This is a genomic window from Brevundimonas sp. DC300-4, assembly GCF_049897365.1.
Classification (GTDB): Bacteria; Pseudomonadota; Alphaproteobacteria; order Caulobacterales; family Caulobacteraceae; genus Brevundimonas.
The window spans coordinates 81,944-102,786 of the sequence record NZ_JAFCWC010000011.1 but is presented as its reverse complement, the minus strand read 5'-3'; the positions used below and the strand labels follow the sequence as shown (position 1 = coordinate 102,786).

Below are 20,843 nucleotides of genomic sequence, written 5' to 3'. Positions count from 1 at the left end.
CGAGGCCAGCTGCACCCGGGCCTGGACCTCGCCGGTGTTGGGGTTGAACACATCGGCGAACCGGCCCGAGGCGCCGGTGAAGGACGCGCCGTCGATGAAATGGTTGATGTCGCGCATGGCTGCGTTCCCTGAAGTCTGAGTGTTCTTGATTGGCGGGCGGTTTAGCGCGGTCGGGCGAGAAACCCAATGCTTCCCTCTCCCGGTGGGAGAGGGCTTGAGCGTCCAGGAGCGAAGCGATTGGAAACGCGAAAGGGTGAGGGTTGCGCCTTACCGGTGAGGCCGAAACCTCATCCGTCCGCTTCGCGGCCACCTTCTCCCACCGGGAGAAGGAAGAGGATTATCTGGTCCCGCCCGGCACCCATTTGACATCGCCCGCGCCATTGGCGTTGGCGCGGCGGGCGGCGACGAACAGGTGGTCGGAGAGACGGTTCAGATAGCGGACCGCCTCGGGGGTCACCGGAGTTCCGGTCTCGGCCAGACGGATGGCTTCGCGTTCGGCCCGGCGGGCCACCGTGCGGGCCAGATGCAAGTGGGCCGACAGGGGCGAGCCGCCCGGCAGGATGAAGCTGTCGAGCGACTTCAGGCTCTCGTTCATCCAGTCGATCTCGGCTTCCAGCCGGTCGATCTGGGACTGGACGATGCGCAGGGCCTCCCATTTCGGCGGCGGATCGAGCGGGGTGGCGAGGTCTGCGCCGAGGTCGAACAACTCGTTCTGGATCCGGCCCAGCATGGCGTCGATACGGTCGTTCTGGCCCGAATGCAGCCGGGCGACACCAATGACGGCGTTCAGTTCGTCAACTGTCCCGTAGGCCTCGACACGGGGATCGGACTTGGACACGCGGGCGCCGGACGCCAGGCCCGTGTCGCCGCCGTCGCCGGTGCGGGTGTAGATCTTGTTGAGGACGACCACGCCCTCAGCCCCCGTGCGTGGATTTCCACCACAGACCGGTCATCAGCAGCACGATGGCGGTCGCCTGCAGCGCCACCCTTAGCCGCATAAGCTTGTTGGAGTTGGACCGTGCGTAGTCGCCGCCGCGATACAGCGAATAGATGCCGAACCCGAGGGTGATGGCGACCGCACCGATGGCGATCAGGACGAGGATGTCGAAGACGTTCATGGCGCCAACCTAGGCCTCTCCAGACGCCTGCGCCAGCGACCGACGGCGCGACTCCTTACCGCTGTTCAGCTTCGGCTAACCCTGCTTCTCGGCGCGATCCTAACCTTTGCCCTGGACTGTAGCGGGTCAGGAGCCTGAATGACCGACCGCTCGATCCGCAATCTGGACAATCTGAGGGCCTCCGCGTCGACCGCGCGGGTGCTCAACCTGCTGCGGGTCAGTCATGAGCACGGTCGCACCGATAGCTGGCGCGCGGCCCCCCTGTTCCAGAACCCGACCCTGAACCGCAGCCTGATCATCAAGCACCGGTTGCGCAGGAACGAGATCGACGAGTTCCGGGTGCGCCGATACGTCGCCACCAAGATCATCCTGCCCATCGACGGTTCGGACCTGCGAGCCGGCGGCCGCTATCTGTTCGTGGATCAGGTCGGGTTCGACGGGATGCTGGAGCAGTCGTTCGGCATCCGGCCGTCGCATCCGGACCGCAGAATCCTGTCGCTGATCGACGAATTGCCGAGCCTGGACCCCTTCCTGCTGCGCGAGCAGCTGCGTCGCAACGGCCACATGCCGGCCCCCTGCTACTTCAACGTTTCCGAAGCCGACCTGATCCGGATGGCGGACTTCGTGGCCAGAGAGATCACGCCGCTCGTCGACCTTAGCCTGGGACCAGACATCGATCTCGCGGCTGACAATCCCGTGGCGCGCCTGACCGCCAAGATCATGTCGAACTCGGCCGGCGAAGACATGAGCGCGCTCGGCCAGACCTTGATGCTGGCGCCGGAGGAGTATGAGGAGGGCGTCTTCTGCTGGAAGGGCTTCCTCTATTACAAATGGGCGCTGCAGACGATCACCGGCGACATCGGCTGGGTGGTGGACAGCGTTCGCCGCGTCCGCCCCCGGGGCCGCGTGGGCGCCGAGCAGCACGCCGCGATCGACCGCGCGAAGGAACAGGTCCGCCGTCGCATCCATCTGACCTGCGAGGCCACGGCCGACATGCTGCGGGTCTATGACGACGCCTTCCGGGGGTTGACGCTGGAGGGCAAGCCGACCGCCTTCCGGGACTTCCTGCGGGATGCGCCGATCCTGTTCGCACGGCTGGGCGAACGTCTGGGCGCCATCCAGCACATCGTCAGCTTCTGGCGTTACCGGATGAGCGGCGACAAGTCAGCGCCGGGGGCGGAGGAACTGCTCGACCTGCTCGCGGACTTCGAAACCAGCCTGTCCGGCCGCGAACGACCGGACGTGCTCGCGCTGGCGGCTTGAAAAAGCGCGCCTCCTCCCCGCTCGCCGCTTGGCGAAGGGGGAGGAGGATGCGAGCCGCCTGCAAGCAGACGGAAGGGGTATTCGTGCGCGCAGAAAGATCCCCTCCGTCACTCCGCTACGCTGCGAGCCACCTCCCCGCGCCTGCGGCGCAGGGAGGATACCCGCTATCTTTCCTTAGTAGCGGTAGGCTTCCGGCTTGAACGGGCCTTCGGTCGGCACGCCGATGTAGGCGGCCTGTTCCTTGTTGAGGACGGTCAGCTTGGCGCCCAGCTTGGCCAGGTGGAGCATGGCGACCTTCTCGTCGAGGTGCTTGGGCAGGGTGTAGACCTGGTTCTCATAGGCCTTGATGTTGGTCCACAGTTCGATCTGGGCCAGGGTCTGGTTGGTGAAGGACGCCGACATCACGAACGAGGGGTGGCCCGTGGCGTTGCCCAGGTTCACCAGACGGCCTTCCGACAGCAGGATGATCTTCTTGCCGTCCGGGAACTCGACGTGGTGGACTTGCGGCTTGATCTCGTCCCACTTGAAGTTCTTCAGGCCGGCGACCTGAATCTCCGAATCGAAGTGACCGATGTTGCAGACGATGGCGTTGTTCTTCATCGCCCGCATGTGATCGACCGTCAGGACGTCCAGGTTGCCCGTGGCGGTGACGAAGATGTCGGCCTCATGGGCCACGTCCTCGACGGTGACGACCTCATAGCCTTCCATGGCGGCCTGAAGGGCGCAGATCGGATCGACCTCGGTGACCTTCACGCGGGCGCCGCCCTGGCGCAGCGAGGCGGCCGAGCCCTTGCCCACGTCGCCGTAGCCGCAGACCACGGCGACCTTGCCCGACAGCATGACGTCGGTGCCGCGACGGATCGCGTCGACCAGCGATTCACGGCAGCCGTACAGGTTGTCGAACTTCGACTTGGTGACGCTGTCATTGACGTTGATGGCGGGGAACGGCAGGTCGCCCTTCTTGGCCATTTCGTACAGGCGGTGGACGCCGGTGGTGGTCTCTTCCGACACGCCGCCGATGGCGTCGCGGATGGCCGAATAGAAGCCGGGCTTCTCGGCGATGTAACGCTTCATCACCTTGTAGAGGGCTTCCTCTTCCTCGTTCTGCGGATCGGACAGCAGCGACAGATCCTTCTCGGCCTTGGGGCCGAGCACGCAGAGCAGGGTGGCGTCGCCACCGTCGTCGAGGATCAGGTTGGGATAGCCGCCGTCGGCCCATTCGAAGATCTTGTGGGCATAGTCCCAGTATTCTTCCAGCGTCTCGCCTTTGGTGGCGAAGACCGGCGTGCCGTTGGCGGCGATGGCGGCTGCGGCGTGGTCCTGGGTCGAGAAGATGTTGCACGAGGCCCAGCGGACGTCGGCGCCCAGGGCTTCCAGCGTCTGGATCAGGACGGCGGTCTGGATCGTCATGTGCAGGCTGCCGGCAATGCGGGCGCCCTTGAGGATCTGTTGCGCGCCGAACTCTTCGCGCAGCGCCATCAGGCCCGGCATTTCGGTTTCGGCGATGGCGATCTCTTTATTGCCGAAGGGGGCGAGCGAGATGTCGCGGACGATATAGTCGGTCATGAAGGCGGCTCCTTGAGCGCGGCAGGGTTCGAAGATTGCGCGCGCCTATAGCCCGCGAAGGGACATAGGGCAAGAATCATATAAGGATGTCTTTATATGATCCATTTCTTCACCCGCGAGGGAGGAATAGGCTCCGCCCATTCCCCTTGTCGCCTCGGCATGCCTAAACTCGTTCAAACAGGGGAGTTCGTTCATGAAGGCTGTGATCGCGGGGGCCATTTTCGCCGTGCTGACGGGAACCGTGGCGGCGGCCCAGGACGGGACCACCGCTCCGGCCGCCGGCGCCGTCACCCTGGTCCAGGCGGGCCATCTTCTGGACCGTCCGGGGCAGGCGCCGCGCGGCGCCTCCACCGTCGTCATCCGCGACGGCAAGGTCGAGTCGGTCCGGGACGGCTTCGTCGGCGTCGAGGCCTATCCGGCTGCGACCGTCGTCGACCTGCGCGACCGGTTCGTCCTGCCCGGCCTGATCGACAGCCATGTGCACCTGACCTCCGACCGCGCCGGTCAACAAGGCTTGCTGGCGAACTTCACCGACAGCCTGCCCGCCCGCGCCTATGAGGCGGCCGGCAACGCGCGCGACACATTGATGGCCGGCTTCACCACCGTGCGGAACCTCGGCGACTCGGGCGGCGTCACCCTGGCCCTTCGCGACGCCACCGCCCGGCACGAGATCGCCGGCCCGCGCATCATCGACGCGGCCGAGTCTATCTCGACCACATCGGGCCATATGGACGGCCGCCTCAGCCTCGCCGACGACGTGCGCGAGATGATGGGCGATCAGGAGAACGTCTGTAACGGTGTCGAAAGCTGCCGTGAGGCCGTGCGCATCCAGGTCGGGCGCGGCGCTGACGTCATCAAGATCGCCACCACCGCCGGGGTGAACAGCCGCATCGGCGCCGGCCTCGGGGTGCAGATGTTCGAGGACGAGGCACGCGCCCTGATCGAGACGGCCCACCTGTACGGCAAGAAGGTCGCCGTCCACGCCCACGGCGCCGACGGCATCGACCTGGCCCTGCGGCTCGGCGCAGACTCCATCGAACACGGCACCATTTTCGACGAGGACACCATCCGGCTGTTCCGTGAGAGCGGCGCCTACTATGTGCCCACGCTCTCGACCGTGAACGGCTATCGCTCGCGCCTCGCCGCCGACCCCAATGCCTATCCACCCGAGGTCCTGCCCAAGATCCTGTGGCGTATCTCGATCACCGGCCAGTCGCTCCAGGTCGCCTATCCCGCCGGCGTCCGCATCGCCTTCGGCACCGATGCGGGCGTATCCCTGCACGGCCGCAACGCCGACGAGTTCGAACTGATGGTCCAGTACGGCATGACGCCCATGGCTGCGATCCAGGCCGCCACCGTCAACGCCGCCGACCTGCTGGGCCTGTCGACGGAGGTCGGCACGCTGGAGCCCGGCAAACGCGCCGACCTGATCGCGGTCGAGGGGGACCCACTGGCGGACGTCACCGTGCTGAAGTCGGTGGGGTTCGTAATGCGCGACGGGCGCGTTTACCGGAACGAGGAAAACTAGGCCCGGCCTTGCGTCCGGTCGCAGGCTGAGTCACGACCCCGCCCATGACCGATCTCAGCCCCCCCCGCCACGACTGGACCCTGACCGAAGTCGAGGCCCTGTTCGCCCGTCCGTTCATGGAACTGGTGTTCGAGGCCGCGACCGTTCATCGCCGCTGGTTCGATCCGTCGGAGGTGCAGAAGTCCCAACTGCTGTCGATCAAGACCGGCGGCTGCGCCGAGAACTGCGGCTACTGCTCGCAATCGGCCAGCTTCGACACCGGACTGAAGGCCGAAAAGCTGATGGACACGACCGCCGTCCTCGCCGAGGCCATGGCCGCGAAGGCGGGCGGCGCGTCGCGCTTCTGCATGGGCGCGGCCTGGCGCGAGCTGAAGGATCGCGACACGCCGAAACTCGCCGCCATGATCTCGGGCGTGAAGGCGCTCGGTCTGGAAACTTGCGCGACGCTCGGGATGCTCACCGCCGATCAGGCGAAGCAGCTGAAGGCGGCCGGGCTCGACTATTACAACCACAACCTCGACACCGGGCCGGAATACTACGCTCAGGTGGTGACGACCCGGACCTATCAGGATCGTCTCGACACCCTGGAGCACGTCCGCGACGCCGGGATGTCGACCTGCTGCGGCGGCATCGTCGGCATGGGCGAGAGCCGGCGGGACCGCGCAAGTCTGCTCCACGCCCTCGCGACGTTGCCAGCGCATCCTGACAGCCTGCCGGTCAACGCCCTGGTGCCGGTCACCGGCACGCCCCTGGGTGAGCGGGTCCTGAAAGAGGGCGAGATCGATCCGATCGAGTTCGTCCGCACGGTCGCCGTCGCCCGCCTGGTTTGCCCCCGCGCCATGGTCCGACTGTCGGCCGGACGCGAGACCATGAGCCCGGAAATGCAGGCGCTCTGCTTCCTCGCCGGCGCCAACTCCATCTTCGTCGGCGGCAAGCTGCTGACCACGCCCAACCCGGAACAGGACGAGGACGCCCGGCTGTTCTCCCTGCTGGATCTGAAGCCGATGGAGCCCGCGCGGGTCGAGGCGGCGGCTTAGACGAAATCTCCCTCCCACCCCGGGGAAGGATTTTCGCGCAACGACGCGGTGGGGAGGACCGTGCGATGGGGATGCAGGCCCGTGAGGTTTGCCTTGCCGCCCCACCCGGTCTTCGCTGCGCTTCGACCACCCCCCCCCAAACAGGGAGGGAGACATTTCACGCAAACCCGCCCTTAACCGCCTCCATGTGACGAGGGGCGCATGAAACGTCGCGCCCTTCTCGTCGCCCCGCTCGCGCTCGCCGCAACCCCCGCCCTTGCTTCGAGCGGCGGCGGTGGTGGATCAGGCGGCGGCTATGTCCGCTATCCCACCGTCACCGCCACCACGATGCGTGCCGACGGCCGCCGGGGCGTGATGACGGTAGAGACCGGGGTCGACGCCCCTGACGCCGCCCTGAAACTCCGCGCTGAACAGTCACAGCCACGCATGCGGGCGGTGTTCAACATCCTGGTCCAGCGCGAGGCCAACACCCTGCTGCCCGGCGGCGTACCGAACGTCGAACGCCTGGCCGCCCAGCTGCAATCGGCGACCAACATCATCATGGGCCGCCGGGGCTGCCACCTGCTGCTCGGCACGGTGATGATCGTCTGACGGCTTGACGTCAGCCAAGGCGTGAGGCCCCTTGCGGCGATGCGCATCCTCGCCCTTACGACGACACTAATTCTGGCGGCCTGCGCGAGTACGCCGCCCCCTCCCCCTCCACCGCCCTCGGGGCCCGGCGCCCCGGTCCTGCGGGACTGGCGCAGCATCATCACCGCCATCGACCGCGACCGCTATGCCCGCAGGGACGCCGCCTGGCGCCTGGCGCTGGAGCAGGCTCGCCGCCAGCCCGGTTCGGGCGATCTCTCCTCGCTGGGAGACCTGATCGAGAAGGACGCGGCGCGCAACAGCGTCGCGCCCCCGCCCGGTGACTACCGCTGCCGCACCGTCAAACTGGGCTCCCAGGGCGGAGAGACCGGCCTCGGCTTCGTCGTCTACGGCTGGTTCGACTGCCGCATCGAACAGACGCCGCGCGGCCTGAAATTCTCCAAGACCACCGGCTCCCAGCGCCCCTCCGGCCTGCTGTTCCCCGAGGACGCCCGCCAGATGGTCATGCTGGGCTCGATCGCCCTCGCCGCCGAGCCGCCCGCCAACTCCTATGGCCAGCGCCCGGACCGCGACATCGTTGCCGTGCTGGAGCGGATCGGCGAGGCGCGCTGGCGCCTCGTTCTCCCCTGGCCCCAGAACGAGTCCAACCTCGACCTGATCGAACTGGTCCCCAACTAAGGTGCCCGGGACCGTCGCCGTCGTCGGCGCCGGACCGACCGGTCTTGCCCTCGCCCTGATGCTGGCGCGTCAGGGCCGGCGCGTCGTGGTCCACGAGCGATTCGACGAACCGCGCCCGATCGGCGCCGGCTTCATGCTCCAGCCGACCGGCCTGCATGTGCTCGACCGCCTCGGCCTGACGAACAGGGTCAAGGCGCTCGGCCAGCCCCTCGAACACATCTTCGGCCGCGAGGCGCGTCGTCGCCGCGTCGTGCTCGACGTCAGCTACGCCGACCTGAAGTCGCCCCGCCCCGACGGCGTCAACGCCCTGGGCGTCCACCGCGCCGCCATCTTCCAGGTCCTTTACGAGGCCTGCCTGGCCGGGGGCGTCGCGTTCGAGACCCGCCGGGACATCGCCGCCGCGGCCGACGGCTGCCTGACCGAGGCCAGCGGCAAGACCGGTCCCGCCTTCGACCTGGTCGTAGACGCGTCGGGCGCCCGCTCCCCCGTCGCCCGCGACCTCCTGGCGAAACAGGGCGGACGGCGACAGGAACTCGAATGGGGCGCCCTGTGGGCCACCGTCCCCTGGCCCGGCGATCAGTTCGACGCCACGGCCCTGGAACAGGTCTATCGGGGCGCCTCGCGCATGATCGGCATCCTGCCCGTGGGCGCCCGCCCCGACAATCCCGACCGGCTCGCCACCTTCTTCTGGAGCCTGAAGCCCGCCGACCACGACTATTGGCTGCGCGCCGGGATGGAGCGGTGGAAGGCCGAGGTGCGCGGCCTGTGGCCCGAGGTCGCTGGCCTGCTGGAAACCATTCCCGATCCCGAGTCCCTGACCCTCGCCCGCTACGGCCACCACACCCTGCCGTTGCCTGTCGCCGACCGGCTCGCCGTCGTCGGCGACGCCGCCCATTCGACCAGCCCGCAGCTCGGACAAGGGGTGAACATGGGCTTGCTGGACGCCCTAACCCTGGCCGAGGCGCTGGCGACCCACGCCGAGCTGGACGAAGCGTTGCTGGCCTACGCCCGCATCCGTCGCTGGCATGTGCGCCTGTATCAGGGGCTGTCGATGGGCTTCACCCCCTTCTACCAGGCCGACGGCCAGGCCCTGCCCTGGGTCCGCGACCATGTACTGGGCAAGCTCGCCCGACTGCCGTTTGCGCCGCGGATCCTGGCCGCGACCGTGTCGGGGGTGCTGCTGGATCCGCGACAGAGCCCAGGCGAACGGGACGGCTACCCTATGGTCAAGGCTCCCTGACGTCAGCGCCGCCGCCGACACGGATCGCCGGGCGCCGCCGGTCTGGATCGAACAGCATCGGCCACTCGCTTCACCTCGGACCCGATCCACTTGACCTCGGGACTGAATATCTAGCGGACGGCGTCCATCTCGGCGGCGATAGTGGCCGCCGCCATTACCGGGTTCTCGGCCGCGATCACCGGTCGCGCCACCACCAGATGGGTCGCTCCGGCCCGGAGCGCGTCGGCGGGCGTCGCCACCCTCTGCTGGTCGCCCAGGTCGCCGCCGGCCGGGCGCACGCCGGGGGTCACGATCAGGAAGTCCGGACGCCCGGCCTCGATGGCGATCTCGCGCACGCGGGCGGCCTCCAGGGGGCTGGAGACCACCCCGTCAACGCCGCAGTCGAGGGCCTGACGCACCCGCGCCTCGACCAGGTCGGCGGCCCTGGCCGAATAGCCGATCTCCTTCAGGTCCTCATCCGAGAGGCTGGTCATGACGGTGACGGCGAGGATTTTCGTGGCATGGGCGCCCCGCCCCTTGACGGCCGCCCGCATCACCTGCGGCTCGGCGTGGACGGTCAGCAGGTCGCAGCCGCCCTCGGCGACCGAGCGCGCCGCGCCCTCCACCTGGGCCCCGATGTCATGCAGCTTCCAGTCCTGGAACACCGTCTTGCCCATGGCGCGCAGTTCGTGAGCGAAGGCGACGCCGCCCGGGCGCGCCAGAAGCGTCAGCCCGACCTTGTAGCTCTCGACCCCGTTGCCGATCCGCTGGACCAATTCACGGGCCGCTTCGAGCGACGGCAGATCCAGCCCGACGATCAGGCGCGGGTCGGACAGGAGAGGCGAGGTCATCGACGGGCTCCGCGTGACCGGCTAGACCCGGCGCACAGGGGTGCGTCGGCGGACCGGCGTTCAATGATGTAGGCTAGGAACAAGGCAATGGACGCGCTCGATCTGGGGGTCAACCTGTTCGTGGCCCTGTTCGCCCTGGTCGATCCCATCGGCAACATCCCCATCTTCGCCGCCGCCACGGCCGGCGCCAGCGCCCGCCAGCGGTTGTCGGTCTCGGCCCTGATCTGCCTGTTCATCGCCGCCTTCCTGGTCTTCTTCTTCTTCACCGGCCTGTGGCTGCTGCAGTTCTTCGGCATCTCGCTGGCGGCGTTCAGGATCGCGGGCGGCATCCTGTTGCTGCTGTTGGGTCTGGACATGACGCGCGGCGACTTCCTGACCATGTTCGCCGACAAGGACGCCCTGACCGATGCCCAGGACGTGCGCGGCTACGCCAGTCGCCGGTTCAAGCGACTGATCGTCCCCTTCGCCATTCCGCTGCTGATCGGACCGGGCGCCATCTCGACCATCATCATCCAGGCCGGCGAGGCGACCAAGCTGGGCTACGCCGGGACCATTGCGGGGCTTCTGGCCATCGGCGCGGCGGCACTCGCCACCTTCATCACCTTCGCCGCTACCGGACCGATCAGCCGGGTGCTGGGCGACGTCGGAATGGCGATCATCGTGCGGGTGCTGGGCCTGATCCTGTGCGCCCTGGCGATCCAGTTCATCCTCGCGGGTCTGGGCGAGGCCCTGCCGGGCATGTTCGCCATCGGAGTGACGGCGCCCTATCCGGCAGGCGGGCACTGACCCTGTCTCTCTCCCATTTATGGGGAGGGAGAAAGCCAGCACTAGAGCAGCGAGAGCCTGATCCACGCTTTCGACAGAAGCGCGCAGCGCTTCCGTCTCAAACGATCACTCTCTAGGTCAGGTCTGACGGCTTGAGCCTGGTCCCGGCAGCGATACGCCGCGTGGCCGTCTTCCCCACCACATCCCTCTGCTTCGCCGCCGAAATCCCGTCTCCCGGACGGAGCGCGATCAGGTCGTCGGCAGCCATCACCGCCCCCGCCGCGATGTCCCGCGCCGCGAACAGACTGCGGCGGGCGACAGTCATGATCTCGCGCTCGGCCTGCACCGGGCGTTTGACGCCGTCGCCAAGCGAGGCCTCGACCGAGCGGATACCGGCGATCAGGCGGGCGAGGCCGTCCGGGTCCATCGACATGGCGTGGTCGGGACCGGCCAGGTCGTTGTCGAGGGTGAAATGCTTCTCCACCACCGTCGCCCCGCGCGCCACTGCGGCCAGGGACACTGCGTCGCCGAGCGTATGATCCGACCAGCCGATCGGCCGTCCGAAGGCTTCTCGCAGAGTATCCATGGCCCGCAGGTTCGCGTCCTTCGCCGGGGCCGGATAGTTGGACACGCAGTGCAGGATGGTCAGGGGCGGATTTCCCGCCGCCTCGATCCAGCCGACCGCCTCGGCCACCTCGTCCAGGGTGCTCATGCCGGTGGACAGGATGACCGATCCGCCGTGGTCGGCCGCCAGCCTGGCCACGCCGCGCACGAAGGGTTCGTTGGTGATCTCGCCCGAGGCCAGCTTGAACTTCGTCATCCCGATCCCGGCCAGGAAGGCGGCGCTGTCGAGGTCGAAGGGCGAGGACATGAACTCGATGCCGAGGACGCGGCAGTGGTCAGCGATGCGGGCGAAATCGGCGTGGGGCAGCTCGAACCCCTTCAGCATCTCGACGGCCGACGGCGCCCCGGCGTTGGCCTTCTGGTATTCGGCCAGGGGGGCGTCGACGGCGATCACCTTTTCGGTCGTGAACGTCTGGAACTTGACCGCGTCGGCCCCGGCCCGGTGCGCGATCTCGACCAGCCGCAGAGCCAGGCCGAGGTCCCCGTTATGGTTCACTCCGGCCTCGGCGATGAAGAAGACAGGAGCAGTCATTTCGCCTCCAGCGGCCGGGCGGGATTGCCGACGACGGTGACGCCCGGCGCCACATCCTTCGTCACCACCGCCCCCATGCCAATGACGCAGCCGCGCCCCAGCACCAGCGGCTTGTCGGGCGTCCCCTGGCGGATCATCGCCCCCGTGCCGACATAGACGTGATCCTCGACCAGGACATTGCCGTTCAGACTGACCCGGGGCGCGAAGGTGACATAGTCTCCGATCACGCAGTCATGGGCGACATAGGCGTAGATGTTGCACTGGAACTGGCGCCCTATCCGGGCGTCGGCCGTCACCGTGCTGAAGGGCTGGAACACTGCACCGGGTCCGCAGTCGAGGTCCTCGGGGAGCAGGACATTGTCCGCCTGAATCGACAGGGGCAGGCATCCGGCCGCCTCCAGCCGTTCGGCGATCGTCTGGCGCACGGCCCCGTCGCCGATCGCGAGGGCGAAATGACGGTCGCCTTCCAGGGCCACGAACTCTGCTTCGGAGAGAACGGGAACCGCGTTGACGGACTCCCCGCCGTGGCGGTCGACGAAGACGATCCGGCCGGGCTCGATCTTCAGCTCGGAACGATGTCTGAGGAAGGCGCGGGCGACCGGCAGGAGTTCGCGCGCGAAACCGCCCGTGCCGATGATGCCGAACGTGGGGCCTGTATGCGCCATCCTCCGGTGTTCCGTTGATTTGCCGCCTGACTCAAGCGACGCGGCTCAAATCCGCTTCAGCCGACGCGCATGGCCCGCCACCATGTTGAGCGCCAGGCCATCCGGCAGCAGCTTGGCGAGCGCGGCGAGGACATTGTTCATCGCCCCGGGCGTCACCCTCGGCCGATCCGCCTCGCAGGCGTCGTAGGCGACCCGGGCCACATGCTCGGCCGTCTGCCACATCCATGGGGGATAGGCGGAGGACACCTGCTCGCGCGAACCGTTGACGTCGTGGAACTCCGTCAGGGTGTAGCCGGGACACAGGGCGGTGACGTGCACCCCGGTCCCGCGCGTCTCCAGCCAAAGGCCCTGGGACGCCTTGATCAGGAAGGATTTGATCGGGCCGTAGAGGGTGTCGCCGCCGGTCGCGGGCATCTGGCCGGCGAGAGAGGCGACGTTGATGATCCGCCCGAAGCCGCGCTCGACCATGCCCGGCAGCAGAAGCCTGGACAGAGCGACGGGCGCCGACAACATGACCTGGACCATGGCCGCATGCTGGGCCGGGTCGGTGGCGAGGAAGCCCGTCGTGCGCGAGAAGCCGGCGTTGTTGATCAGGCCGTCGACGACAAGGCCGCGCGCCGCGATGGCCTCGACAAGCCGGGCGGGCGCCTCGGGCTCGGCGAGGTCGGCGGTGATCACGGTCGAGGCGACGCCATATCGGGCGACGATGTCTGCGGCCAGCACCGTCAAGGCCGCCTCCCGGCGCGCGGTCAGGATCAGGTCCCAGCCCTTTTCGGCATAGACGCGAGCCAGGGCGGCGCCGATTCCTGCCGAAGCTCCCGTAATGAGGATGGCGCGCTTCATTTCCTTCGTCACCCTCCGGCGAAGCGCAGCAAAGACCGGAGGACCCGGCGGCGCGCGTGAGCGCGAAACTGTCGCACACTGCGGCGCAATAAATCTCGCGCGAAAACTTGCCTTCGGCGCCGCGGGTCCCCCGGTCTGCGCCGCGAAGTCGCGCCTTGCCGGAGGATGACGAAAGAAAGGTTCGCTAGGCCGCCACAGCGCCGGCGGCGCGGATCGCTTCAGCGCAGGCCGGGGGCTCTTCCAGACCATCGAGGGCTGTGGACTTCTCAGCCAGCAGATCGGCGATGGTGATCTTTCTCAGCGAGTCCGACGCGGCCTGGTCGGCCAGGGTCAGGACCTTGGCCACCTGACGCGGAATATGCTCCCCGATAGGGCAGCCTTTGGCGCCCAGGGGGGGCGACCCGAGGTGGGCGCAGCCGTTTACCGCTTTCAGAACTTCATCCAGCCGGATCTCTTCCGGCTGCCGCAGCAGCCAGGATCCGCCGGACGCGCCGGGACGGGTGGCGATCAGCCCGGCCTTGGACAACAGGGCGGTGACCCGGCGGATGACCACGGGATTGGTCGGCACCGAGGCCGCCAGAATAGCGCTGGGGCAGGCATGGGCGGCGTCATACGCGCCCTTGTGGGCCAGATAGGCCAGGGCGTGGGCGGCGACGGGAAAGCGTTGACTGTCTGACATTTTTGTCCGGTTCCAGTCCTCAAGGTAGGCGCCCGGGACGGGATTCACAAATCCCGGCCGATTGCCGGCCGAACACGGTGCAACTGAAACCGTTTCCATGCGATTGAACCGACCGCGGAATGAGCCTACAGGCCCTCCGCTTTGATGGGCCCGCCGACCGCGGCGCCCGGAGGATATTCATGGCAGGGGACGCATCCCCCGGTGACGGCGCTTCCCCCGCCCCGCCTGCTCCGTCGACCGCTTCCAGGTCCGCGCCCGAGAACGGCCATGCGGGCGCCCCCGCCGCGCACGGCGTGGGCAAGGCCGGCTTCTGGGGCCTGACCATCGGCGCCATCGGCGTGGTGTTCGGCGACATCGGCACCAGCCCCCTCTACGCCCTGCGCGAAGCGATCGGCCATGCCCAGCGGGGCATAGGCGGCGAACTGGCCGTGATCGGCGTCGTCTCCCTGGCCTTCTGGGCCCTGATGGTCGTGGTGACGTTCAAATACGTGCTGTTCCTGATGCGCGCCGACAACAAGGGCGAGGGCGGCACCCTGGCCCTGATGGCGCTCGCCACCCACGCGATCGGCCGGCGGTCGGCCTGGATCTTCATCCTCGGGGTCTGCGGCGCGGCGCTGTTCTATGGCGATGGCATCATTACGCCCGCCATCTCGGTGCTTTCGGCCATCGAAGGCGTGAAAGACGCTCCCGGCGTAGGCACGCGTCTGGACGCCTTCATCGTGCCGATCGCCGCCGCCATCCTGATCGGCCTGTTCATGGTCCAGTCGCGCGGCACGGCCAGCCTGTCGAAATATTTCGGCCCGCTGACGGCGATCTGGTTCCTGTCGCTGGGGGCGCTGGGTCTCTACCACATCTTCGACGACCTCTCGATCCTGCGCGCCCTGTCGCCCCACTACGGCGTCATGCTGCTGATTAACGACGGCCTTCTCGGCTTCATAATCCTGGGCAGCGTCTTCCTGGCCGTCACCGGGGCAGAGGCCCTCTACGCCGACATGGGCCATTTCGGAAAGGCGCCGATCCGCACGGGCTGGCTGTGTTTCGTCCTGCCCTGTCTGACCCTGAACTATCTGGGCCAAGGCGCCCTGATCCTCGCCGAGCCCGGTGCGGCGGAGAACCCCTTCTGGTCGATGGTGCCCGAGTTCGCCTACTGGCCGATGCTCGCCCTCGCGACCATCGCCACCGTTATCGCCTCACAGGCCGTCATCACCGGCGCCTTCTCGGTGACCCAGCAGGCGGTCCAGCTCGGACTCCTGCCCCGCATCGACATCCGCTTCACCTCCGAGACCCAGGCCGGCCAGATCTTCGTCCCGGCGGTAAACACCTTCCTGATGATCGGGGTGCTGGTGCTGCTGTTCGTGTTCCAGAGCTCGCACAACCTGACGGCGGCCTACGGCGTCGCGGTCACCGGGGTGATGCTGATCAACACCCTGATGAGCTATTCGGTCATCACCAAGAAGTGGAAATGGCCGCTGTGGGCGACCCTGGGCGCGCTCGTTCCGTTCGGCTTCATCGACAGCGTCTTCCTGACTTCCAACCTGCTGAAGATCCCCGACGGCGCCTGGCTGCCGCTGGTGCTCGGCGCAGTCCTGGTACTGATCATGTGGACCTGGACGCGGGGGTCCCAGATACTCTCGGCCAAGTCCAAGAAGGACAGCCTGCCTCTGACCGACCTGATCGAGATGCTGCGCGCCCGCCCGCCGCATCGTTCGCCGGGGACGGCCATCTTCCTGACCTCGGACCCCGATGTCGCGCCGGTCGCCCTGATGCACAATCTCAAGCACAACAAGGTGCTGCACGAGAAGAACGTCATCCTGACCGTGCGCACCACCGACCGGCCGCGCGTGCATGAGAGCGAGCGCGTGCTGATCGAACCGATCAACGACGACTTCAAGAAGATCACCCTGAGCTACGGCTTCATGGAGAGTCCGGTCGTGCCTCGCGCCCTGAGCCAGTGCCGCAAACAGGGGCTGAAGTTCGACATCATGTCGACCAGCTTCTTCCTCGGCCGCCGCTCGGTCGTGCCCTCGGCGACGCAGGGGATGCCCTTGTGGCAGGACAAGCTCTACATCTTCCTGATGCGCAATGCGGCCAACCCGACGGACTTCTTCCACATCCCGCCCGGGCGCGTGGTCGAGCTCGGCACACAGGTTTCGGTGTGAGCGGGGGAACGCCCAAGGGCAAGAACTCGGGCGCGCGCGGGCGCCGCATGGCCGACAAGGCGCGCGGGCCTCGCCGCGAGCCGATCGTTCGCACGGCAGAACCGGACGGCGCGGCCGATATCGGCGTCGAGGCGCGCATCGCCGCCGGCGTCCTGCTGAACGCCGCGCTCGAGCGCCGGAACGGGCTGGACGAGGCCATGGCCTTGCCGGAACTGAAGTCCCTGCCCGGTCCCGACCGCGCCTTCGCCCGCGCCGTCGCCATGGCCGCCCTGCGTCGCCTGGGTGAGATCGACGCCATCCTGAATCGACGCCTGCAGAAGTCGCCGCCCGAGGCCGTGCGCACCATCCTGCGCGTCTCGCTGGCGCAGACGCTGGTGCTGGAGACCCCGGCGTTCGCCGCCGTCTCCACAGCCGTGAAACTGGCCGAGCGCGACGCCAAGACCCGCCCCTACAAGGCGCTGGTCAACGCGGTCCTGCGCGGCATCGAGCGCGAAGGCCCTGGTCTGACCACGGCCGAATCCAACCTGCCCGACTGGATCGCGGCGCGCTGGAAACAGGCCTATGGCGCGGCGACCCTGGCTGCCATCGCGCTCGCCGCCCGCGACGAGCCGCCGACCGATCTCAGCCTGAAGCCCGGCGAAGACGCGCAGGCTCTCGCCGACGCCATCGAAGGAACCGTCCTGCCCGGCGGGACCGTGCGTTCGGGGGTGCGCGGCGATGTCGCGGCTTGGCCCGGCTACGAGACCGGCGGCTGGTGGGTTCAGGATGCCGCCGCCGCCGTGCCGGCCCGCCTGCTGGCCCCCAAGGCCGGCGAGACTGCTCTGGACATGTGTGCAGCCCCCGGCGGCAAGACGCTGCAGCTCGCAGCGTCCGGCGCGACCGTGACGGCGCTCGACAGGTCCGAACCGCGCCTGCGTCGTCTGCGCCAGAACCTGGAACGTACCGGACTGATCGCCGAGATCGTGGTCACGCCCGGCGAGGACTGGAAGGACCCGCGCACCTTCGACGCCGTCCTGCTGGACGCGCCGTGCACCGCCACAGGCACCCTGCGTCGCAATCCTGAAGTCCTGCGCGCCACCAAGCCCGCTGAGGTGGCGAAGCTTGCCGATGTCCAGCACCGGCTGCTCGACGCCGCAGCCGAGCGCGTCGCGCCGGGCGGTCGTCTGGTCTACTGCGTCTGCTCGCTGGAGCGGGAAGAGGGCGAGACCCAGGTCATCGCCTTCCTGCGCCGCAACCCGGCCTTCAGGACCACGCCCGCCGATCCGGCAGCCCTGGGCGCTCCGGCCGAGGCCCTGACGCCCGAAGGCTGGCTGCGCATCCTGCCCTCGATGTGGGCCGAGAACGGGAGCCTCGACGGCTTCTTCGTCGCCCGACTGGACCGACTCTAGGCCGCCGCCCTCGATCGATCATCCTCAACCGATCCCGGGGCGCGGAGGTCGATCGTCCTGCTGTGATGGTCGCGGCAGCCCGGGACACGCGGACTCTCGCGCGGTCAGCGCCACGGCGACGACAGGCAGAACGAAGCCCATGACGCATCCTCCGGAGCCGGAGGATGCGTCATGGACGGTGTCATCGTAATCTTGAGATTGTTGTTCGCAGAGAGACTACTCGCCTTCGGCGGGAGTCTCGGCCTTCTTTCGCGGGGCCCGACGCTTGGGCGCGGGCGTTTCGCCGTCGTCCGACGGGGCGGACGCCTGTGCGACGGGAGCAGCCGAACGGGTCAGGAAGCCGGGCAGGCTCTGTGTCGTATCGGCCTGCGCCTCGGCGCGCGGCGCACGGGTGCGACGAGCCGGACGTTCCGCCTGTTCCGGCGCGGCTTCCGCCGGAGCGGCGTCGACCGGCGGCGTATAGGTCACCGGTGCGGTGGAAGCGATGAAATCGCCGCCTTCGCGCGCGTTCTCCGAACGAGGGCCGTCGGTGCGGCCCTCATTGCGTCCGCCTTCGTAACGCCCGCCCTCGGAGCGACCGCCTTCGGCCTCTTCATAGGTGCGGGTGTCGGGCGTACCGCCTTCGGCTTCATAGCGGCGGTTGCGTTCCTCGCGACGACGCTCCCAGCGTTCGCGGCGGGTCTCACGGCGACCGCCTTCGCCCTGGACGTCGCCGTCGGCGCGCGGCTGGCCGCCGTCCTGGCTATCGCGGGGCTGGCTATCGCGGGTCTGGTTGTCGCGGGGAGGACGCGGGGTCCATTCGCGGTCGCGATTCTGGCCGTCACGGTTCTGGTTCTCGTCGCGAGGCGGACGCGGCGTCCACTCGCGTTGCTCGCGCGGCTGCTGCGCCCCCTGGGCGGCCTCGGCGTCGCGGGCGTCGCTCTGCTGCTGGATGCGGTCGGCGGCCTGTTGCGCGGCGAGGAAGGCGGCGGCCTGGGCCCCCGTCTCGTCCTCGAAATCGATGTCATAGCCCTGGTTGGACAGTTCGCGCGCGGCGATCTCGCTGACCGGCCTTTGCGGCTGCAGGGCGCGCAGGACGCGGAAATAATGTTCGGCGTGCTGGAGGTAGTTCTCGGCCAGAACCCGGTCACCCGACGAACCGGCGTCGCGGGCCAGTTGTTGGTAGCGCTCGTAGACGGTCTGGGCGTTGCCGCGGACCTTGATGTTCTCGGGACCCTGCGAGTCCCACGAACGGTTCGGGTTCGCCGCATTGGCATTGCCGCCACTGCCGCCACCGGGTTTCCGGTTGCGGCCGCGCTGGCGCTTCATGCCCTTGAAATCTCGCATCGAGGCTTACCGTGCTGGTTTGGCGTGTCCCTGCGCGACTGTGGCGAGGGGGTCAGGCCGGTTGTCTGTGGTTCCGGTTCGCTTGGGGGCCAATCCCCGGCGGCGATATTATCGGAAGGGTCTTCGTCGCCCGTCGTGGTCCGCAGGCGATGAACACCGCCGACCTTCACGCGCGTCCCGGCCGAGCGTCGCTGGACCTGAGACGGTTCAACGAGATGCGGAAGGGAGGGAGACAACCAAGGACTTAGCGCGCGCCGGGGAGGTTTCCAAGAGGTTTGTTTGCGGCCTCGCCTCCGCGTTCGCCGCTTCGCGAATGGGGAGGCGACATCAACCTCAGCCCTGACGGATCGGCGTCGTTCGCGGATCCGGACCGTTGGTCACCACACGGTGCCGGTCGCCCAGGTCCTTGACCACCTTGACACCCGTCAAACCGGCAGCCTCGAACAACGCCTTGACCGCCTCGCCCTGGTCCCAGCCGATCTCGACGGCGAAGACTCCGCCGGGCTTGAGGATTCGGGCGATCTCCGGCGCGAGGTCGCGATAGGCCTGCAACCCGTCCGGCCCGCCGTCCAGCGCCAGGACCGGATCGTGGTCGCGCACCTCGGGGTCCAGGGCGGGGATATCGTCGGACGGGATATAGGGCGGATTGGAGACGACCAGGTCGAAGCTGTGGTCGCCGAACCCTGCCGCCCATTCGGTGCGCAGGAAGGCCGCGCGGCCGTCGAGGTCGAGGTTGGCGGCGTTTTCCTTCGCCACGGCCAAAGCTTCCGACGAGATATCCGTCCCGACGCCATGCGCGCCCGGCCGGTCGCCCAGCACTGCGAGCAGGATAGCGCCTGACCCCGTCCCGAGATCGATGACGCTGAAGGCCTGGGCCGGTTCGAAGGCCAGCAGGGCGACGTCGAGGATGGTCTCGGTGTCCGGACGTGGGCTGAGCACGTCGGGGGTGACGTTCAGCATGATCTTCCAGAAGCCCTTGCGGCCCAGGATGCGCGATACCGGCTCGCGGCGTAGGCGGCGTTCGACATAGCCGGCCAGGGTCGCCGACTGGTCGGGCGTCAGCGGCCGGTGCGGATCGGTCAGGATGTCCAGCCGGCTGGCGCCGGTCGCGGCCTCCAGCAACAGGCGGGCATCGATGGCCGGGCTGTCGATGCGGGCGGCCTTCAACGCGCCTTGCGCACCCTTCCAGGCGGCGACGAGGGTGGTGGGTTCGGTCATTCAGCAAAGCTCCGCGCGGTCGCCGACGGTCAGCGCGCCGCTGGTTCCGACCGAAAGATAGAGGCCGCACCAGCGGTGGCCGTAAAGGTCATGGAGAGCGGACAGCACATCGATGTCCCGCGTTCCTGTTTCGGGGCCCACATGGGTGGCGACGCAGCGAACGATCGGCTTGATCACCGTCAGCCTCGCCCCGCCGAGCGCCAAGTCGCGCCCGACCCAGTCGTTCTCGGCCCAGGCGGGCCAGCCCTCGACCCAGACGTTGGCACGGAACCGCAGGGGGTCGACCGTGACGCCCAGCCGTGCGGACAGGTCGCGCACGCTGGCAAGGTTCAGCACCGAGACCGCCCCCGCGGGATCGTCCATGAACCGATGTCCGCCGCCGCCCAGGAGGCGCAGCGGCGCGGTCGCCGCCTCGCCGAGGAAATCGGTGAGCCAGTCCTCCAGCCGCCGGTCGTCCTCGGGGTCGCCGAGTTTCACCGACAGGTTTGGCGCGCCCTCGCTCGACACATGCAGGGTATCGGTCGTCTCGTCCCACCGTGTGCGAACCCGCGCGATCTCCGGCAGTCGCGCCAGCACAGTGAATCGCATCTTCGAGATATGAGCCGGAGCCCGCGGATCGAAGCCCGATGGCCCGACCTCGACGGCGCGCAACCGGTCGCCGGGAAAGGCCTGGCCGGCCGTCAGCATCGCCCGCTCCAGCGGCTCGGGCGTGAAACCCTTGACCGGATGGCGGCACAGGGCGGCGACAGATGCGGAAGAAGTCTCGGCCACGGCCGGTCAGTGCCCCAGCGAGCGA

Annotated in this window: 21 protein-coding genes; 9 read left to right on the top strand and 12 right to left on the bottom strand. The window is 68.2% G+C overall.

The window, feature by feature from the left end:
* From ACP7AZ_RS15085 to ACP7AZ_RS15075, 3 genes are all read right to left on the bottom strand, one after another.
* A partial coding sequence (locus ACP7AZ_RS15085) for a hypothetical protein (protein WP_426039459.1) occupies positions 1-117 on the bottom strand: 117 nt, incomplete at its 3' end.
* A gap of 220 nt (positions 118-337) precedes the next feature.
* Positions 338-910 (bottom strand): cob(I)yrinic acid a,c-diamide adenosyltransferase, encoded by a 573-nt coding sequence (locus ACP7AZ_RS15080; protein ID WP_426039456.1) that lies wholly within the window; start codon positions 908-910, stop codon positions 338-340.
* 4 nt (positions 911-914) lie between these two features.
* Entirely contained in the window at positions 915-1,118 is a 204-nt protein-coding gene (locus tag ACP7AZ_RS15075) for a twin transmembrane helix small protein (protein ID WP_425991169.1), read from the bottom strand.
* A gap of 138 nt (positions 1,119-1,256) precedes the next feature.
* Between ACP7AZ_RS15075 and ACP7AZ_RS15070 the strand changes: the two genes are divergently transcribed.
* A complete protein-coding gene (locus ACP7AZ_RS15070) occupies positions 1,257-2,381 on the top strand; it encodes a hypothetical protein (RefSeq protein ID WP_426039455.1) in 1,125 nt (374 codons plus the stop codon).
* 174 nt (positions 2,382-2,555) lie between these two features.
* Here ACP7AZ_RS15070 and ahcY read toward each other — a convergent pair whose 3' ends face one another.
* Positions 2,556-3,947 (bottom strand): adenosylhomocysteinase, encoded by a 1,392-nt coding sequence (gene ahcY / locus ACP7AZ_RS15065; protein WP_426039454.1) that lies wholly within the window; start codon positions 3,945-3,947, stop codon positions 2,556-2,558.
* A 193-nt stretch (positions 3,948-4,140) separates the two neighbouring features.
* Here ahcY and ACP7AZ_RS15060 point away from each other — a divergent pair, with 193 nt between their 5' ends.
* The 5 genes from ACP7AZ_RS15060 to ACP7AZ_RS15040 all read left to right on the top strand — a co-directional run bounded on the left by ACP7AZ_RS15060 (position 4,141) and on the right by ACP7AZ_RS15040 (position 9,018).
* Positions 4,141-5,475: an amidohydrolase family protein gene (locus ACP7AZ_RS15060; protein ID WP_426039453.1), complete on the top strand. Its 1,335-nt coding sequence runs from the start codon at positions 4,141-4,143 to the stop codon at positions 5,473-5,475.
* Between the two features lie 44 nt (positions 5,476-5,519).
* Positions 5,520-6,512: a biotin synthase BioB gene (gene bioB, locus ACP7AZ_RS15055; protein ID WP_426039452.1), complete on the top strand. Its 993-nt coding sequence runs from the start codon at positions 5,520-5,522 to the stop codon at positions 6,510-6,512.
* Between the two features lie 201 nt (positions 6,513-6,713).
* Positions 6,714-7,103, top strand: coding sequence for a Tat pathway signal protein (locus ACP7AZ_RS15050; protein WP_426039451.1), 390 nt, complete (start codon positions 6,714-6,716; stop codon positions 7,101-7,103).
* Between the two features lie 39 nt (positions 7,104-7,142).
* A complete protein-coding gene (locus tag ACP7AZ_RS15045; RefSeq protein WP_426039450.1) occupies positions 7,143-7,778 on the top strand; it encodes a DUF4893 domain-containing protein in 636 nt (211 codons plus the stop codon).
* 1 nt (position 7,779) lies between these two features.
* Entirely contained in the window at positions 7,780-9,018 is a 1,239-nt protein-coding gene (locus ACP7AZ_RS15040) for an FAD-dependent oxidoreductase (protein ID WP_426039449.1), read from the top strand.
* 110 nt (positions 9,019-9,128) lie between these two features.
* Here the strand turns inward: ACP7AZ_RS15040 and pyrF are convergent, their stop codons facing one another.
* Positions 9,129-9,848 carry an orotidine-5'-phosphate decarboxylase gene (gene pyrF / locus ACP7AZ_RS15035; RefSeq protein ID WP_426039448.1) on the bottom strand — a complete coding sequence of 240 codons (720 nt, stop codon included), beginning with the start codon at positions 9,846-9,848 and terminating at the stop codon, positions 9,129-9,131.
* Positions 9,849-9,935: 87 nt separating this feature from the next.
* Here pyrF and ACP7AZ_RS15030 point away from each other — a divergent pair, with 87 nt between their 5' ends.
* A complete protein-coding gene (locus tag ACP7AZ_RS15030) occupies positions 9,936-10,634 on the top strand; it encodes a MarC family protein (protein ID WP_426039447.1) in 699 nt (232 codons plus the stop codon).
* A 112-nt stretch (positions 10,635-10,746) separates the two neighbouring features.
* Here ACP7AZ_RS15030 and neuB read toward each other — a convergent pair whose 3' ends face one another.
* From neuB to ACP7AZ_RS15010, 4 genes are all read right to left on the bottom strand, one after another.
* Positions 10,747-11,769, bottom strand: coding sequence for an N-acetylneuraminate synthase (gene neuB / locus ACP7AZ_RS15025; RefSeq protein WP_426039446.1), 1,023 nt, complete (start codon positions 11,767-11,769; stop codon positions 10,747-10,749).
* Positions 11,766-12,434 (bottom strand): acetyltransferase, encoded by a 669-nt coding sequence (locus tag ACP7AZ_RS15020; protein WP_426039445.1) that lies wholly within the window; start codon positions 12,432-12,434, stop codon positions 11,766-11,768. The genes neuB and ACP7AZ_RS15020 overlap by 4 nt, the downstream gene beginning before the upstream one ends.
* Positions 12,435-12,479: 45 nt before the next feature.
* Positions 12,480-13,277 carry an SDR family NAD(P)-dependent oxidoreductase gene (locus tag ACP7AZ_RS15015; protein ID WP_426039444.1) on the bottom strand — a complete coding sequence of 266 codons (798 nt, stop codon included), beginning with the start codon at positions 13,275-13,277 and terminating at the stop codon, positions 12,480-12,482.
* Between the two features lie 184 nt (positions 13,278-13,461).
* Positions 13,462-13,956 carry an Rrf2 family transcriptional regulator gene (locus ACP7AZ_RS15010; protein WP_426039443.1) on the bottom strand — a complete coding sequence of 165 codons (495 nt, stop codon included), beginning with the start codon at positions 13,954-13,956 and terminating at the stop codon, positions 13,462-13,464.
* Positions 13,957-14,135: 179 nt separating this feature from the next.
* Between ACP7AZ_RS15010 and ACP7AZ_RS15005 the strand changes: the two genes are divergently transcribed.
* Positions 14,136-16,115 (top strand): potassium transporter Kup, encoded by a 1,980-nt coding sequence (locus tag ACP7AZ_RS15005; protein ID WP_426039442.1) that lies wholly within the window; start codon positions 14,136-14,138, stop codon positions 16,113-16,115.
* Positions 16,112-17,503: an RsmB/NOP family class I SAM-dependent RNA methyltransferase gene (locus tag ACP7AZ_RS15000; RefSeq protein ID WP_426039441.1), complete on the top strand. Its 1,392-nt coding sequence runs from the start codon at positions 16,112-16,114 to the stop codon at positions 17,501-17,503. The genes ACP7AZ_RS15005 and ACP7AZ_RS15000 overlap by 4 nt, the downstream gene beginning before the upstream one ends.
* Before the next feature lie 216 nt (positions 17,504-17,719).
* On the opposite strand, the gene ACP7AZ_RS14995 is transcribed toward ACP7AZ_RS15000, so the two are convergent.
* The 3 genes from ACP7AZ_RS14995 to ACP7AZ_RS14985 form a co-directional block, all read right to left on the bottom strand.
* On the bottom strand, positions 17,720-18,829 hold the full coding sequence (locus ACP7AZ_RS14995; RefSeq protein ID WP_426039440.1) for a DUF4167 domain-containing protein: 1,110 nt from the start codon (positions 18,827-18,829) through the stop codon (positions 17,720-17,722).
* Between the two features lie 333 nt (positions 18,830-19,162).
* Positions 19,163-20,047 (bottom strand): peptide chain release factor N(5)-glutamine methyltransferase, encoded by an 885-nt coding sequence (prmC, locus tag ACP7AZ_RS14990; RefSeq protein ID WP_426039439.1) that lies wholly within the window; start codon positions 20,045-20,047, stop codon positions 19,163-19,165.
* Positions 20,048-20,818: an MOSC domain-containing protein gene (locus ACP7AZ_RS14985; RefSeq protein ID WP_426039438.1), complete on the bottom strand. Its 771-nt coding sequence runs from the start codon at positions 20,816-20,818 to the stop codon at positions 20,048-20,050. It lies immediately after the preceding gene.
* Positions 20,819-20,843 lie beyond the last annotated feature (25 nt).

Coding starts and splice junctions, on each gene's coding strand:
- ACP7AZ_RS15075 (WP_425991169.1), bottom strand. CDS start 1,118: ATGAACGTCTTCGACATCCTCGTCCTGATCGCCATCGGTGCGGTCGCC.
- ACP7AZ_RS15070 (WP_426039455.1), top strand. CDS start 1,257: ATGACCGACCGCTCGATCCGCAATCTGGACAATCTGAGGGCCTCCGCG.
- ahcY (WP_426039454.1), bottom strand. CDS start 3,947: ATGACCGACTATATCGTCCGCGACATCTCGCTCGCCCCCTTCGGCAAT.
- ACP7AZ_RS15060 (WP_426039453.1), top strand. CDS start 4,141: ATGAAGGCTGTGATCGCGGGGGCCATTTTCGCCGTGCTGACGGGAACC.
- bioB (WP_426039452.1), top strand. CDS start 5,520: ATGACCGATCTCAGCCCCCCCCGCCACGACTGGACCCTGACCGAAGTC.
- ACP7AZ_RS15050 (WP_426039451.1), top strand. CDS start 6,714: ATGAAACGTCGCGCCCTTCTCGTCGCCCCGCTCGCGCTCGCCGCAACC.
- ACP7AZ_RS15045 (WP_426039450.1), top strand. CDS start 7,143: ATGCGCATCCTCGCCCTTACGACGACACTAATTCTGGCGGCCTGCGCG.
- pyrF (WP_426039448.1), bottom strand. CDS start 9,848: ATGACCTCGCCTCTCCTGTCCGACCCGCGCCTGATCGTCGGGCTGGAT.
- ACP7AZ_RS15030 (WP_426039447.1), top strand. CDS start 9,936: ATGGACGCGCTCGATCTGGGGGTCAACCTGTTCGTGGCCCTGTTCGCC.
- neuB (WP_426039446.1), bottom strand. CDS start 11,769: ATGACTGCTCCTGTCTTCTTCATCGCCGAGGCCGGAGTGAACCATAAC.
- ACP7AZ_RS15020 (WP_426039445.1), bottom strand. CDS start 12,434: ATGGCGCATACAGGCCCCACGTTCGGCATCATCGGCACGGGCGGTTTC.
- ACP7AZ_RS15015 (WP_426039444.1), bottom strand. CDS start 13,277: ATGAAGCGCGCCATCCTCATTACGGGAGCTTCGGCAGGAATCGGCGCC.
- ACP7AZ_RS15010 (WP_426039443.1), bottom strand. CDS start 13,956: ATGTCAGACAGTCAACGCTTTCCCGTCGCCGCCCACGCCCTGGCCTAT.
- ACP7AZ_RS15005 (WP_426039442.1), top strand. CDS start 14,136: ATGGCAGGGGACGCATCCCCCGGTGACGGCGCTTCCCCCGCCCCGCCT.
- ACP7AZ_RS14995 (WP_426039440.1), bottom strand. CDS start 18,829: ATGCGAGATTTCAAGGGCATGAAGCGCCAGCGCGGCCGCAACCGGAAA.
- prmC (WP_426039439.1), bottom strand. CDS start 20,047: ATGACCGAACCCACCACCCTCGTCGCCGCCTGGAAGGGTGCGCAAGGC.